Annotated in this window: 2 protein-coding genes; both read left to right on the top strand. The window is 51.0% G+C overall.

Translation table 11 applies throughout. The annotated features are described in order from the left end of the window. Positions 1–192, top strand: a 192-nt coding sequence (locus VJI94_RS07975) for a hypothetical protein (RefSeq protein ID WP_324008959.1), incomplete at its 5' end; no start/stop codon positions are given. A gap of 1 nt (position 193) precedes the next feature. Next, a partial coding sequence (locus tag VJI94_RS08975) for a uracil-DNA glycosylase family protein (protein WP_416383677.1) occupies positions 194–461 on the top strand: 268 nt, incomplete at its 3' end.

The following is a 461-nucleotide window of genomic DNA, read 5'->3' as shown; positions in this document are numbered from 1 at the left end:
AAGTGCAGTCGTATTCCCGGTGTTGTGGGTATCGATTCGGCAGTGCCTCTGCGCATTGAGAACGAGTTCACCGTGCCTATGGAAACCCCTGCACGTGATCCGAATTGGTTTAAGGATGGTATCCTTACGCCGCAGGCTATCCAGAACCTGCAAATTGCTCGTGACTATGTTGAAAATCTGAAGGGTCTGTAATATGTCGTTCCGATGCGCAAATTGCCCGTTTAAAACCAAGTGCATCGGAACGAAAGGGCCGGTGGACTCGAAGTTCGTAATTGTAGGAGAGTCCCCCGGTTCCCGAGAGCTTATGGAGGGGAAGCCTTTCATGGGGCCATCTGGCCAGCTCTTGGAAAAGATCCTGCACGAAATGGGTATGCCCTCAGGTGTTAAGCCTTATGTGCTTAATGCATTGAGCTGCTACCCCAAAGATAAGGACATGAAGAAGCTCGCCGAAGGTGCTAGAG

This window comes from Parvimonas sp. D9 (genome assembly GCF_035282565.1).
Lineage (GTDB): Bacteria > Bacillota > Clostridia > Tissierellales > Peptoniphilaceae > Parvimonas > Parvimonas micra.
Note: the sequence above shows the minus strand (reverse complement) of the source record. Positions and strands in the feature narration are given on the sequence as shown.